At 69.7% G+C, this 12,411-nt stretch carries 15 protein-coding genes; 5 read left to right on the top strand and 10 right to left on the bottom strand.

Going from position 1 to position 12,411, the window contains the following annotated elements:
• The first annotated feature begins 89 nt into the window (after positions 1-89).
• From OHS71_RS09030 to OHS71_RS09015, 4 genes are all read left to right on the top strand, one after another.
• Positions 90-371, top strand: coding sequence for a hypothetical protein (locus tag OHS71_RS09030; protein WP_328484449.1), 282 nt, complete (start codon positions 90-92; stop codon positions 369-371).
• Between the two features lie 78 nt (positions 372-449).
• Entirely contained in the window at positions 450-1,136 is a 687-nt protein-coding gene (locus tag OHS71_RS09025) for a DUF317 domain-containing protein (protein WP_328478626.1), read from the top strand.
• Between the two features lie 181 nt (positions 1,137-1,317).
• A complete protein-coding gene (locus OHS71_RS09020; protein ID WP_328478624.1) occupies positions 1,318-1,785 on the top strand; it encodes a hypothetical protein in 468 nt (155 codons plus the stop codon).
• Positions 1,786-1,892: 107 nt separating this feature from the next.
• Entirely contained in the window at positions 1,893-2,390 is a 498-nt protein-coding gene (locus OHS71_RS09015; RefSeq protein ID WP_328478622.1) for a hypothetical protein, read from the top strand.
• Positions 2,391-2,468: 78 nt separating this feature from the next.
• Here OHS71_RS09015 and OHS71_RS09010 read toward each other — a convergent pair whose 3' ends face one another.
• The 10 genes from OHS71_RS09010 to OHS71_RS08965 all read right to left on the bottom strand — a co-directional run bounded on the left by OHS71_RS09010 (position 2,469) and on the right by OHS71_RS08965 (position 10,767).
• A complete protein-coding gene (locus OHS71_RS09010; protein ID WP_328478620.1) occupies positions 2,469-3,161 on the bottom strand; it encodes a hypothetical protein in 693 nt (230 codons plus the stop codon).
• 93 nt (positions 3,162-3,254) lie between these two features.
• A complete protein-coding gene (locus OHS71_RS09005) occupies positions 3,255-3,692 on the bottom strand; it encodes a hypothetical protein (protein WP_328478618.1) in 438 nt (145 codons plus the stop codon).
• An 82-nt stretch (positions 3,693-3,774) separates the two neighbouring features.
• Positions 3,775-5,499, bottom strand: a complete 1,725-nt coding sequence (locus tag OHS71_RS09000; RefSeq protein ID WP_328478616.1) for a relaxase/mobilization nuclease domain-containing protein — start codon at positions 5,497-5,499, stop codon at positions 3,775-3,777.
• Positions 5,496-6,026 carry a plasmid mobilization protein gene (locus tag OHS71_RS08995; RefSeq protein ID WP_328478614.1) on the bottom strand — a complete coding sequence of 177 codons (531 nt, stop codon included), beginning with the start codon at positions 6,024-6,026 and terminating at the stop codon, positions 5,496-5,498. The genes OHS71_RS09000 and OHS71_RS08995 overlap by 4 nt, the downstream gene beginning before the upstream one ends.
• 128 nt (positions 6,027-6,154) lie before the next feature.
• Entirely contained in the window at positions 6,155-6,370 is a 216-nt protein-coding gene (locus OHS71_RS08990; RefSeq protein WP_328478612.1) for a hypothetical protein, read from the bottom strand.
• 120 nt (positions 6,371-6,490) lie between these two features.
• A complete protein-coding gene (locus OHS71_RS08985; RefSeq protein WP_328478610.1) occupies positions 6,491-6,682 on the bottom strand; it encodes a hypothetical protein in 192 nt (63 codons plus the stop codon).
• Positions 6,679-8,385 (bottom strand): hypothetical protein, encoded by a 1,707-nt coding sequence (locus OHS71_RS08980; RefSeq protein WP_328478608.1) that lies wholly within the window; start codon positions 8,383-8,385, stop codon positions 6,679-6,681. The genes OHS71_RS08985 and OHS71_RS08980 overlap by 4 nt, the downstream gene beginning before the upstream one ends.
• Complete coding sequence (locus tag OHS71_RS08975; RefSeq protein ID WP_328478606.1) at positions 8,382-9,017, bottom strand: WhiB family transcriptional regulator; 636 nt, start codon at positions 9,015-9,017, stop codon at positions 8,382-8,384. Before OHS71_RS08975 ends, OHS71_RS08980 begins: the two co-directional genes overlap by 4 nt.
• Positions 9,018-9,163: 146 nt before the next feature.
• Entirely contained in the window at positions 9,164-9,856 is a 693-nt protein-coding gene (locus OHS71_RS08970) for a zinc finger domain-containing protein (protein ID WP_328478604.1), read from the bottom strand.
• A 5-nt stretch (positions 9,857-9,861) separates the two neighbouring features.
• On the bottom strand, positions 9,862-10,767 hold the full coding sequence (locus OHS71_RS08965) for a helix-turn-helix domain-containing protein (RefSeq protein ID WP_328478602.1): 906 nt from the start codon (positions 10,765-10,767) through the stop codon (positions 9,862-9,864).
• Between the two features lie 1,161 nt (positions 10,768-11,928).
• Here OHS71_RS08965 and OHS71_RS08960 point away from each other — a divergent pair.
• Positions 11,929-12,369 carry an XRE family transcriptional regulator gene (locus tag OHS71_RS08960; RefSeq protein ID WP_328478600.1) on the top strand — a complete coding sequence of 147 codons (441 nt, stop codon included), beginning with the start codon at positions 11,929-11,931 and terminating at the stop codon, positions 12,367-12,369.
• Positions 12,370-12,411 lie beyond the last annotated feature (42 nt).

Here is a 12,411-nt window from a genome sequence, read left to right as displayed (position 1 = left end):
CCCCTCGTACGCGCCGCGTACCCTGCCCCTGCTCTCGTGGCCCCGTCCGATACCGCTAGGAGAACGCCTTGGACCCGCACTCGCCCGAGATGACGGTCGGTGACATTCTCGACCTGCTGTCCGTCTGCGACCGCGACACGCCCGTCCGTCTCGCCGTCAACCCCTTCTTTCCCATGGCCCACCGTCTGGGCGGCGTGGAGAAAGCGGTGGACGAGCACGGCCGGCCGATGGTCTACATCGCCGAGTCCCTGGAGGCCGAGCAGTTCGGCCCTCTGCCGCCCGCCGTGGCTGTCGCTCTGACCTGGCAACCGCCGGCCGAGGGACCCTCGCGCCGCCGACGCGGCGCAACCGGGCCGAACACCAGCCAGTGATCCAACCTCGAACTGACGGAGGCGCCCCTGCACCCGCACCACTCCATCGATCCCTCCCACCCCCACTCGCCGGACTCGATGTACTGGGTCACCCCGCGCCACCTGGCCGGTGATGACGGCGTCCTCGCCGAGCGGATCGGCGACACCCTGACCGACCTCGGCTGGCGCATGTGGCCGACCTCCCGCAACACCCTGCTCTATGTGAGCCCCGACAGCCTGCGCGGCGCCGAGTGGATCCTCGCCGCCTACCCGTTCGAGCTGGGCGGCCTCCCGGTGGCCTGGCAGCTGTCGGCCCGTCCGTACCCTGCCTCGGCCCTGACCGAGTGGAACGCGTACTTCACCGCCGGCGTCCCGCACGAGGCGCTCACCGATTTCCTGCTCGCGCTCGACGCCAGCGACAGTCCCGACGTCGGGTTCGAGAACGCCGAATCGGTGCTCACCGCGCTCAGTGCCCGGGGCTGGCTGCGCGACATGGACCGCCCGCGTACGACCGCCACCGACCCGGGCTTCTCCACGAACGTCTCGCTGGAGATGCTGCCGCCGCTCATCCACGACGCCGACCCCCGCGATGACCTGCTGGGCTGGCAGGCGTGGGCGGAGCCCGTGCTCGGGGCACCGTACCTGTGGTGCGCCAGCTTCAGCGCGAGTACCCCGCACGAGCTGGTCGCGGCCTTCGCCTCATCGCTCGCCGCACCCGGCCCGGTGCCGCGCCGCACGCTGCCCGAAGGCGCGGAGGACCGTCTCACCGTCGTCCGCCGCGGCTGACGGGCTGCTCATAGCCCGCGACCGAGGCGGGGGGATCGACGGGATGATGCCCCTCTTCCAGGCCCGGTGGTTCCACTCCCTTGACGGGAGTGGAACCACCGGGCCTTCGCCGTACCCTCGGCATCAGCGAACCTGACGGCACCCTGGAACCAAGATCCAGACCGCGCATAGGATCCCCGTCGTGGCAGGCAAAGTAATCGGCAAAGGACCCTTGCGCGGCTACCTCCTGGAAGAGGTGCTGGCCTGGCTGTTGCGGTCCAGCGGCTTCGAAGTCCTCACGGTCGACGACGACAAGGACAAAGAGCCGTGGAAGGTGCTGAAGGAGGACAAGAACGGCCTGCTGGTCCGCGGGCGCGGAGCATGGCACCAGGTCGACGCGCTCGGACAGTTCCGGTACGTCCCGCCGTTCTCCCTGCCGGTCCGCTTGTTCGTCGAGGCAAAGTACCTGACCACCACACCAGTTGGTCTGCCCACCGTGCGCAACGGCCACGGTGTGATCCACGACGTGAACGAGGGCGAGACCACCACGCTCACCGCCCCGGGGACCGGCCGGCCGCGGACGCGATACCGATATAGCTACGCGATCTTCTCGACGTCTGGCTTCAGCCCGGAGGCACAGGACTACGCGCTGGCCACCAGATATCCCTGATCGACCTCTCCGCACCGGACTTCGCCGTCCTGCGGAATCTCGTCAAGATCACGGCCGACACCATTCACGCAGCCCTCGAGGTAACTCCTGCGGCCGAGCGGCCGAAGGTGCGCGAGATACGGGCGTATCTTCGCGGGCCGCTGCTGGATGTGTACGCCGACGATGTGGACCTGTCCGATACGTTTCGCGGTCGACTCGATTACCTGGCGCAGGCCCTGCACAGCCGGTCGCAGCTGGGTCTTGTTCTGGCCTTTCCGGCGGCGCCGTTTGTCTTGGGACTGGCCTCGGATGATCTGTATGCCTTCGTGGACTATGCGAGGGCGCATGCCACACATGCGGTGCGTCTGCGTCGCATCAATCAGGCAGCGTCACATCCCGTTTGGGAACTGCGTTCGGCGGAGCACCCCGAGGCATACGCGTTGCGGTTCGGGCTGCCGGAGCGGGTGGAAGCCTGGATCGTCGAGCAGGACGAAGGAATGCCCTCGCGAACCCGGTATGTCAAGCGCAGCATGCTGTCGACCATGACCCTGTACTGGATGGACGGGGAGCACGCGCAGACCTTCCAACTCCGCTACGAGCCGGGTGAACTCCGTCTCGACGGCTGATCGCCGCATACGACGAAACCCGGTGTCCGGGCCTGTCAGACGGACAGGCCCGGACACCGGGGCAGGTGGAGGAGCGGGTCAGCGTGCAATGCGCGCCTTGGCGACCGCCTCGCCCAGGTGGGCGTCCACGAGGCCCGGCGAGCCGGAGACGATGACCAGGATGCTGCCGGTGCGGATCGCCGTCTGCTTGACGACGCTGCGCTGCCCGCTGGCGGAGTAGGTGAGCAACTGGCTCCACTGCTCGTCGCCGAGGTCTGGCGCGGACGTCTTCTCGGTGCCCATGTCGACGACGGTGCTGCCCGACGTCACCTGGTAGGAGGGGCAGGAGAGCATCGCGTCGAAGACCGTCCCGATGCCCTTGGACAACTTCGCGGCGCTGTCGCTGTACAGCTCCTCGCTCACCTCGGAGCTGCTGCTGCCGGTGTATGTGAAGGACGCCTTCGCCTTGCGGGTGAAGTCGAGGCCGGAGCCGGTGGCCGCGTCGCTGCCGAGCTCCTCCAGCGCCGGGCAGCCGATGACGGTGACGTCGTCGTTGCTGCGAGCGGGCTCGGGCTTGCGGGTGTAGCCCTCGCCCAGGTCGCTCTCGTTCAGCAGCCGCTGGTTCAGCTGGGCCGAGGACAGCGGCGCGGATGCCGAGCTGCCGCCCCGGTGCGCGGGTGCGGAGGATGCGGCCGAGGCGTCGGCGGGCTCGGTGTGGCTGGAGCAGCCGGTCAGGGCGAGGACGGTGATGACGGTGCTGAGGCCGAGGGCAGTCGTGGTGGAACGGCGCATGCGGAAACCCCTTGGTGATGCGAGACGGATGGTCTGACCGGGTCGGCCCTCCGGGTGCCGACGAACGGGGGGGGGAGAAGGGGTTTCGGGGCTTCAGTGGCCGAGGTGGTGCAGTCCGTCTTCGAGGGTGGGGTGGAAGTGGTCGACCGGACCTGAGTTGCGGTTGTACCAGGCGGTGTCCAGTCGGGTCTCCTCCGTCTCGTGGCCGGCCGGGCAGCGGAGCCACACCGAGTCGTCGCGCATGTTGAAGACGATCCAGTTTCGGTACGCACCGCAGTGGCACGCGTGGACCTCACCGTCGATGACGAGCGGCAGGTCCCAGCGCATCATGAACCCCGAGACGTCCTGGCGGGACGGCGCCCGGAAGTCCGGCGGCAGGAAGTCGGGCACCACCGTGGCCGCCGGCGCAGCCGAGGCAGCGACAGGGCCGGGTGTGTCTGGCAGCGGCAGCTCGGTGTGCATCGCCAGCGCCGCCTGGCCGGCACGCTGGGCTTCACGGAACTCTCGGTCCGCATGATTGCGTCGGAACATGCCGTCTCCATCTCTGTCGTCTCGCCTGCACGAGGAGAGTGCCGCAAGTCCCTGACCTGCTGCAACTCTAAGAATGTTGAATTCAGCGAGACTTGGCGGGACGGTCGGTGCGGTGCGTCGGACGCTGCGCAGCACCGCGGGCGGCGGCGGGCGCGGTGGCCGTGTGCTCGGGCATGGCGGAAGGGTCGGCGGGCAGATCGGCCATGCGCCGCAGCCGCCACACGAGTACGTCGCTGATCGAGTCTGCGGTGTCCAACTCCCGTCGCTTGGCGGCCTCGGCCAGGAGCGCGGCCGGGTCGTGCCCAGCGTGCTCGACATCTGCGAGCGTGGCGGCAAGGGCGTACCAGCCCTGCTCGGTGAGGACCTGCTCGGCCAGCTCCGGGACGGCCTGGCGCAGGTAGGCGGCCTGCTTGCGCTGCAGGGGCTGGGACAGACGCCGACCGCGCTGGTGCATGACGGACAGGTACATCGGCGCGGCGGCCTGGTAAGCGGCGCGTAGGTGCTCGGCGGCCTGGCGGGCAGCAGCGGCCTGCTGGGCGTGCTCCTTCTTCCCGTGCCAGTGGGCGGCGGCGGTGACCAGGAAGAACACCATGTCAATCAACATGGCGGTGGTGGCGCCGTCTTCCCCACGACCGAGCGCCGGCCCGCCGTAGACGAGGTCACGGGCAGCCTGCCGCAGACCACGGTCGTGGCCCCGTTCGGCCCGGATGTGGGAGCGGGAGGCCCGCTCGAACGCCCAGGCGGCATCTCGCAGTTCGCGCCGGGTGTGCGCGGCCGAGGTCTTGGCGAGCGCGTCGAGGACCTCGCCGGCCGCGGCGAGCTGCGCGGCGATCTGCCCGTCGTCGCTCTGGTCGACGACGAGTACGGCCCGCCAGACCGCCGTCGTCGCCTGGCGCCGCGCGGTCGACGGGTTGACACGCGCCGAGCCGGAGGAGCGGTCCGCGGCGGCTTCGGGGCCGGGTCCGGAGCCGTTGGCGGCCCACCGCTCGCGGATGCGCGGTAGGGAGAGGTCGGGTGCGAGGGTGGAGCCCGAATAGTAGATCGGCTCCTGGTCCTCGTTGCGGTCGTGGGGCAGCGCGACCTTGTAGCCGAGCAGATCGCCGGAGGGTGCGACGCGCTGGCTGACCAGGAGGCCGGCGGCGGCCAGGCGGTCGAAGAACTCCTGCTCGCTGGCGACGCCGGCGGCGGCGCGGCGCACCGTCTCCCGCAGTTCCTCGCGTGGCGTTCGTTCCTTGCCCTGGCGGTTCGCCTTATGGCGTTCGGCGCTGGTGGGGCGCTTGGCGGCGGTTCCGTCGCCGGCGTTCAACCGGCGTAGCTCGTAGTCCACTTCGATCTTCCGGGCTTCCGCCTGGGAGCGGGCGCCATCCTGGCGGATGCGGGCTTGGCGGCCGTCATGGCGGACGACGGTGGCGATGATGTGGATGTGGTCGTCGGCGTGGCGGACAGCCGCCCAGCGGCAGGCGGCATCGTCGCCTTCAGGGGCGATGCCGGTTGCGGCGACCATGCGGCGGGCGATGTCCGCCCACTGCTCGTCCGTGAGGATCGGGTCTTCGGGGGCGGCGCGTACGGACAAGTGCCACACATGCTCGGCGGGCCTGGCGCTTTCGGGCAGTGCTATGACGGGCTGGTCGAGCAGACGCTGCAGGTCGCCGTACGTCGCCTCGGGGTCGCGGCCGGGGTCGGGAGCCAGGCGATCCCACGCCGCGACGAGGTGGGGGTCGATGTGCTCCTCGGCCTTGCCGGGGCCGTACAGGTAGGCCACCAGGCCGCGGGTGTCCGTGCCCATGTCGTGGACTTTGGGGATCATGCAGCCGGACGCTCGCCGTCCAGGTAGCGCCGGAGGAAGGCGTCCACACGCAGCGAGATCCGGTCAAGGGCAGAGAGGACCGCCGTGGCCTGCGGCGCGGGCTCGTCCGAATTCAGGGCTGCCGCAACCTGGTTGAGGTTGTTGCCGATCCGGTTCAGTGCGATTCGCAGGTCGAACAGCTCCTTCAGCATCTCGCGTTCGCCAGCGATTTCCGCGGCGGTGCGGTCGAGGTTGCGGGCGGCTTTGAGCGCGGCGCGGGCAAGGTAGCTGGCGATGCTCATATTGCAGGCGGCAGCAGCACGGACGAGGAGCTGGTACTCGTCATCGTTCATGCGGCAGCTCGGCTGGTGCATGCGCTTCTTCTCGTCGCGCAGGCGCTCACGCTGCTGAACGTGGGGTTTCGGCGGCATGGTGTGGGCGCGGTCGGTGCTGTGGCAGGAGTGGCTCTCCCCTTCTTCAGGATGCGAGCCGCCCTCGGTCGCATCCTGACGGATCGGCGCCCCCTGGTGCCGATCCGCTCCCGCCACCCCAGGGGCGGGAGACGCAAGAGCATTGCTCCCACCGGGAGCAATGCTCTTGCACCAACTTGCTCGCGACGAGGTCGAGTTGGTTTCCGGCTCACCTAGCGCGGGAGCGGGGCTTGTCGTCGGGTTCGTCATCGGGTGCGGTTCCTCGTGGTGCGGATGCGGTGCTGGATTTCGGCGGCCAGATCGACCATCGCGGTCGGGCCGTCGAGGACGTGGACAAGGGACTCGGCGCGGTGCTGGACGAGCCACTGGCCAACCGGGGTCAGCACGGCTGCGTACAGGAGCTGGTGGCCTACGAGCACCTCCGCCCAGGCGGCGGCCTCGGCGGTGGACGGTGGGTGCATACGCAGGTGGTGACGGACAGGAATAGCGGGTCCCTCCAGTGCTACGGCGGTGGCCCGGCCGAGGCCGGGCCACCAGACGGACCGGCGGAAGTAGGCTCCTTACCTGCTTATTTGTGACCGTCAGCCGCACTCGGGGCAGCGATCGAGGTGCCGGTTCAAGGCCCGCGCCATGTTCCGCTTCACCGACATGGCGTTCTTCGCGCTGGTCTTCGCCGGCGCGGATCCCTGGTGACGCTCGGCATGACCGCGCAGGAAGCGGATGTCCTGCTCGAAGCCGGCCTTGATGTGTGCGAAACGCTGGCAGGTCTTCATCGGGCCGTACTCCGGGTCGTGGCGGTGCCCGCCTCGTCGCGGAGCCGCTGCAGAACCGGCGTCAGACGCTCGTTCCGCCCTCCCCGGATCTGCTGGGAACGGAGAATCTCCCGCAGCTGAACCCGAGTCAGCGACTCGTTGCCGTCCCGCTCCAGCAGCGCGGGCACATGGGGACGGACCCGCTCGACCATCTCCTCCACGCTCAGCTTCGGCTGCTTCCGGGACCGTTGGGATTGACCTCCGTGCGGCCGGTTCCGGGAAGCCCTCGCCTTCGGCGTCCGCCGTACGGGGACGGTGTGGGGACGGTCCCCGTTGGGTTCGATCCCCGTTTCGGTGTCGGGGTGTTCGCGGTCCCCGTCGTCGTTGAGGACGGTGTGGGGACGGTCCCCGTTGCGCTCCGTCCCCGTTTCGCCGTCCAGGTGCTCCCGGTCCTCGTCCCCGATGGTGGTGGCCGCCGAGGACGGGCCTGTGCCCGCCTGAGCAGCGGTTTCGCGCACATTTGCGGCACTGTCGCTCGCGCCGTCGTCGGGCTCCTCGGTCCCGGCGGGCACGGTGTCTTGGTCTCCAACTGCCGCCTCTTGGCCCTCGCGCAGCAGGCTCGAGCCGGACTCGGCGGCTCGGTCCCCGTTGCCGACGGAGTCCGGGTGGGGACGGTCCCCGTCGGGCTCACGTCCCGTCCCCGCCTGCGGACGGTCCCCCTTTGTACGGTCCCCGATCGATGCGGTGCTTCGGGGACCGTCGCCGGGGACCGCGCTCACCCATGTACTCGCCTGCGTCCCGTTCGCCGACGGAGTCACGATCGACGTTGGGAGAGGGGACCGGTCCCCGTGATCGGCGTCCTGGTCTCGCGCGGGCTGAATCCAGGGCGATGGCAGGACCACCGTGGCGAGCGCCGTGGCGTGCCGACGGGCGGCCAGCTGCTCCAGAAGCGCGCGACGCTGCTGCGGGTCGGTGCCGACACCGGATCGCGCGAGAGCCGACTGGAGCCGCCGCGTGATCCGGCTGCCACGGCCGTTCTCACGCTCCTTCTCTGGTATCCCGGCCAGCCGGGAGGCCAGGGCCACGGCCCGCCGGGTCGCGCGGTCCTTGGTGATCTGCGCGGCATCTCGGTTGCGGGTGGCGACGCCCAGGCGCGAGAGGAGACGCTCCCGCACTTCACGTCCGAGCGTGGCCAGGAGCCCTTGGGAGGCGGCGTCCGGCTTGTGCAGCCGTAGCTCGATGCCCATGGCCAGGTGCCAGAGCACGGCCGCCATGATCGGGCCGACGAAGGCCCGCACGGTGCCGCCCACCGCGCCTGACTCGGCGTACGCCGGGATGACCTGCACCACGGTAATCACCCAGACCAGGCCACCCGGCAGGCCGGGTGCTCCTTGGGTCTTCAGGTTCTGCCGGGCCATCAGCGCCGTCGCGAACAGCGCCAGCTCGGCCGCGCTGAACATCATGGCCCGCTCCATGGCGCCGGCCATGTCGAGGTAGTCGGCGGCGAACCGCCAGCTGGTGTCGGCGCTGTAGGCGGTGCAGTTGAGGGCGGCGAGGGCCGCGACCCAGACCGCGGGGGTGCCGGCGCGCGGGCCGCTCGCCCGGGTCCGGTTACGCCGGATCGACCATCCGCCGAGCACCAGGGCGAGCACGCCGACGGCTGCGACGAGGTGGACGGGGTCGATGCCAGAGGGGAGGGAGGGCATGGCGATGGGGTGAGTCATGCGGCCTTTCGGAGAGCGGCGATCAGGGCGTGGGTCTGCGCCTGGCGGGGCACCTGCACCGGTGAGGCGGCGTCCTCGGCGGCTTCGTCCTCGACGTACTCGTCGTCGGCTGCCTCGGCCGGGTCGACTTGCCCCCAGTAGCGGTCGCGGTCGGCGACGGCGTGTGCGGCGTTGCGCATCAGGTCGCGCGCCCAGTCGAGGTCGAGCCGAAGTGCGTAAGCGAGGCGCTCGGGGCTCCAGCCGCGTACGTAGGCGTGGCGGGTGACGGCGTCGCGCTCGGCGTCGCTGAGGTGGACGTCGCGGCCTTCGAACGCGGCCTTGACGCGGCTGTAGTCCAGGCGCTTGTTGACTCGGGCGTGCCAGGGGCGGCGCTCGTCCTCGGTGAGGCCGCCCCACATGCCCTGGCGGATCTCGTTGTCGAGGGCGTAGTCGAAGCACGCCTTCTTCACCGGGCAGTTGCCGCAGATCGCCTTGGCCGCGTTGATGGCCGCGCGGTCGCGGGCCGCGTGGAAGAACAGCTCGTCGATCTCCTTGACCGGCAGGCCGTGGCACAAGCCCCGTTCCTGCCAGCTGTGGTCGGCGATGCCCCGGATCATCGGGGGCGGGGTGTCGTTGGTGGTGATGTGGCGCATGACGGTCTCCGGAAGTCGCCTCGGTGGGTGCGGGTCGCTCGGCACCGGTGGCGGACAGGGGTGCGGCGGGCGCTTCGAGGCGGGCTCGGGGTACGGCGTGGGGCCGTACCGGAGTCGGAACGTTTTGGTGGAGAAGGGGGCTGCTGTCAGGCGGCGGATGCCTGCTGGGCCTGCTCAGCCAGGGCGCGGTCGATGCGGCCGGGGTGGGCCGTGACGCGCGGTGCGTTGCCCCGGGCACTTCCGTCGAGGCTGATGCGACGGCGGCGGCAGGGCTCGCCCTTGTCGGCGTGACACCAGTCGCACGGCACGCTCAAGACGTCGGGTCCTCCGGCGGCGATGGCGGCTTCGCGGGCGGCGCGGGCCGGGCGGTACGGGGCCAGCTCGGCACGCACGGCCGGCGGGATGTAGGAGCCGACGGCGGCAAGCTGGTCCTTGAGCCCCGGCCGGTGTCGCCCCGTGGTGATCCCGCGGTGAGCCGAGGGTGCGGCCACTCCGGCAGCCACGGCATCTCGCGCCGCCAGCAGCTCCGCCCGCCAGGCTTCCGGATTGTCCGGGTCGGCTGCCGGGGTCGGGTCGGTGTGCCGGGCCAGACGGTCGCGGCGGTGCGCCTGCCATTCGCGGGTCACATCGGCCGGCAGGATCGGGTACGGCGAACTCACGATGCGCTTGCGGACGATCTCGCGGACGTCCCAGCCCTGGCCGGTGGCCATCGGGACGTCGCCGAGCAGCTCGTGCCACATGGCGAGCTGGTCGCGGGCCTCGCCCGCGTCGGTGCGGATGGTGCGTGGGTCCAGGCGGCCGACATAGGTGAGCACGGCAGCAACTTCGCGGCGGTCCAAGGTAGTTACTCCGTTCCAGTCGGTTCATCGACGGCAGCGAGCAGGGCGGCCATGTGCGCGTCGGCGCGGGTCATGCCTGCCTGCGGCGCGGGAGTGCCGCCGGGCAGGGCGTAGAGGTTCGGGCGCTGGGGGGCGGGGCTGTGCTCGCGGGCGATCCAGGCCCGCCAGTCGGCAGCCCAGGCGGCGGCGGAGCGAGGGCTCCAGGTGCTGCGGTGGTGGCGCCACTTTGCGTCAGCGGCCTGGACGCCGTGCTCGCCGAGGCGGGCGAGATGCCCCTGCTGCTGAGCCCAGGACAGGCTCGCGTCGTCGACCTGCCAGTCCGCGGCGGAGGTGAGGTCAGCAGCACCACTGCTGCTGTACCTACGGTTCACCTTCGGTTCACTACGGTTCTGGGGGTCAGGTTCAGACCCGGAGGGGGGTTGGATTCTGACCCGGGGAGGGGTCAGGTTCTGACGAGGAGGTGCAGATTCTGACCCGGTCAGATCCTGACGACGGGGGTCGGATTCGGACCCCGTCTTCGGCCAGATGCCGTGCTTGCGCAGCCGCTCGTCGTCCAACTCGGGTACCGCGTCGGCGTCCGTCAGGGGCTCGACGTACGCGCCGGGGTCGTTCTCCCGGGCCGCCGCGATCTTGGCCAGCCATGCAGCGGCGCGCGGGAGCCGATAGACCGTGCTGTGCTGCGGGCCGCCGAGGTCGTCGAGCACCTCGAGTTCGCCGCTCTCGAACAGCGCGACCAGGGCGCCGCGCACGGCGTTGCGGCTCGCGTTCGTACGCTTCATCAGCGAGGTGAGGGACGCCCAGGCGACGCACTGCTCGTCGGGGATCCGGTCGGCGATCGACAGCAGGACCAGGCGCGCGTTTCCGCGGCTGGCGCTGTACTCCCACGCCCATTCGCGGGTGTCTCGGCTCATCGGGTCACCGCCCAAACGGGCCGGGCGCTGGGGGCCGGCTCCGGCGCGAGGGCGCCGGGCAACCGGTACGCGCCGAGGGAGCCAGGCGGCGAAGCGAGGACGGCTGCCGCGCGAGCCGGGAGCACCGGCCCTTTGCGCAGGGCAGGCGGCATGTAAGACTCTCCTCCGTAGTGAAACCCGCGCCGGTGTGCCTCGTAGGAAAGGACCGGTGCGGTAAAGGTGGGTAAATCTCCGCCCTTGCCGGGGCAGGAGTACCATTTGGCGTTCGGCGTCCGGGAGTTACCGCTCCTTGGACGCCGTCGCTGTGTTCGGGGCTATCTCACCTGGCTGGATCGCGCGTTGCGCAGCTGGCTCCTAGCGTCGTCTGCCGCCGGGCAGGGTGCCCGGTGGGGGACGACGAACATATGCAGGACGTGCGGCAAGATCCAGACCTTGCTAAAGGACTCTCTACAAGTCGCACCGGAGGGCGGCGGCACCTGTGCCTACGGGTGGAGGCAGCGGGCCGCGATACGGGCAGTAGGCGGATCGCCCCGACGTACTCGAAGATGACCTTCACTGCGCCCCCTCGTGTTCTGTGCCGCAACGCGGCGCAGTGGCGAGCCGTGCTGGTTCGGCGGCACCGACCTTGACGGCGCGCTCAGCGCTACTCGCCATGCCGCGCCAGTCGGCGGCGTACCGCCGACTGGCGTCAGGGATGTGGGCGATGGCGGCGAGGGTAGCGACCCGCACCGCTGGTGCAGACGGCTGTGCCATTCCGGCGCGGGCGCGGGCGCGGCCGCGCAGAGTCAGCCCTCCGTCCACGAGCATGGCGAGGACTGGCCGCGCATGGCAGTGCCCGAATGACCCGACGGAAATGTTCGCGTGGGCATCGCGAAGGGGATCGAGCCTTCCCACTGTTGCCTCTGCGCCTTCCATTCGAAGATCAAAGTCGTCCTGTAATTACAGGCGCAACTAATGCCGCTTGGTAAAAGTGACGCGTGTCACGCACGCCATACGCGCTTATCGGTAGAAACGGACAGACCGTCCTGAAGGGTGGACGTGCAAACGCGGGAGGTGTTTGCGAGGTAGAACTTTTCATACGCAAGATCGGTGCGTCAACTGATGTTAATCGCGGAGTACAGTGGCTGAACGCCCGTTAAGCCACACTCCTTGGGAAGGATCATGAAAGAGCCAGCAGAGGGGCCGACGAGTCTTCACGCGAAGAAGCTCAGTGACCGGCTCAACCGCCTGTTTGACGTGGTACACCCGCCTGGCCGCGGCCCGTACAGCAACTCTGAAGTGGCCGAGCTGATGGCTGAGCGAGGGCTCGAAACCGTGACGTCCACCTATCTCTGGATGCTGCGCACCGGCCGCCGAGACAATCCGACGAAGCGTCATCTTGAAGCCCTGGCAAGCTTTTTCGGTGTTCCTGCCGCCTATTGGTTCGACGATGAGGTCGCCGAAAAGACTGCGGAGGAACTGAAGTTGCTGGAATTGCTCCGCGATTCGAAGGTCAAAAACGTGCTCCTGCGTCTGTCCGATGTCTCAGCGGACGGAAAGGAAGCGGTACTCGGTCTCGTGGACGGCGTACGAAAGATGGAGGGGCTTCCGCCCTCCAACTAGCCGTATTCCACCTATAGTTCAGCAAATGATCAAGGAATGACA

This window comes from Streptomyces sp. NBC_00377, from assembly GCF_036075115.1.
GTDB lineage: Bacteria > Actinomycetota > Actinomycetes > Streptomycetales > Streptomycetaceae > Streptomyces.
Note: the sequence above shows the minus strand (reverse complement) of the source record. Positions and strands in the feature narration are given on the sequence as shown.

Bases quoted from the DNA above. Each gene is read 5' to 3' on its own strand.
- OHS71_RS09030 (WP_328484449.1), top strand. From the start codon at position 90: ATGACGGTCGGTGACATTCTCGACCTGCTGTCCGTCTGCGACCGCGAC.
- OHS71_RS09025 (WP_328478626.1), top strand. From the start codon at position 450: ATGTACTGGGTCACCCCGCGCCACCTGGCCGGTGATGACGGCGTCCTC.
- OHS71_RS09010 (WP_328478620.1), bottom strand. From the start codon at position 3,161: ATGCGCCGTTCCACCACGACTGCCCTCGGCCTCAGCACCGTCATCACC.
- OHS71_RS09005 (WP_328478618.1), bottom strand. From the start codon at position 3,692: ATGTTCCGACGCAATCATGCGGACCGAGAGTTCCGTGAAGCCCAGCGT.
- OHS71_RS09000 (WP_328478616.1), bottom strand. From the start codon at position 5,499: ATGATCCCCAAAGTCCACGACATGGGCACGGACACCCGCGGCCTGGTG.
- OHS71_RS08990 (WP_328478612.1), bottom strand. From the start codon at position 6,370: ATGCACCCACCGTCCACCGCCGAGGCCGCCGCCTGGGCGGAGGTGCTC.
- OHS71_RS08985 (WP_328478610.1), bottom strand. From the start codon at position 6,682: ATGAAGACCTGCCAGCGTTTCGCACACATCAAGGCCGGCTTCGAGCAG.
- OHS71_RS08980 (WP_328478608.1), bottom strand. From the start codon at position 8,385: ATGACTCACCCCATCGCCATGCCCTCCCTCCCCTCTGGCATCGACCCC.
- OHS71_RS08975 (WP_328478606.1), bottom strand. From the start codon at position 9,017: ATGCGCCACATCACCACCAACGACACCCCGCCCCCGATGATCCGGGGC.
- OHS71_RS08965 (WP_328478602.1), bottom strand. From the start codon at position 10,767: ATGAGCCGAGACACCCGCGAATGGGCGTGGGAGTACAGCGCCAGCCGC.
- OHS71_RS08960 (WP_328478600.1), top strand. From the start codon at position 11,929: ATGAAAGAGCCAGCAGAGGGGCCGACGAGTCTTCACGCGAAGAAGCTC.